Annotated in this window: 1 protein-coding gene; it reads right to left on the reverse strand. The window is 45.5% G+C overall.

What is annotated here, in order from left to right; translation table 11 throughout:
- The coding region (locus ACE418_RS13550; RefSeq protein WP_416451091.1) for an IS200/IS605 family accessory protein TnpB-related protein at window positions 1-255 on the reverse strand (255 nt) is incomplete at both ends.

Here is a 255-nt window from a genome sequence, read left to right on the forward strand (position 1 = left end):
CAGCTGGCCTGGGAGGTATACGATTCTTCCTGTTCCAGATAGGTTATCCCATAGCGTTCACACAGGTGTTTCAAGGTACTACGAAGATAGCTCAAATTGATTTGAGTGAAATGCTGATTCGTTACTTTGCCCAGCTTCAGTTCTCGTTTGAAATCCCGGTTATAGCCGCAAACAAGGATCCCTATCTGATGGTCAATGCAAAAATCGAGGATATAGCGGGCTGTCTTGCGAAGGATGTCCTGCATCTGGAAATTC

The organism is Megasphaera jansseni (genome assembly GCF_047974155.1).
GTDB lineage: Bacteria > Bacillota > Negativicutes > Veillonellales > Megasphaeraceae > Megasphaera.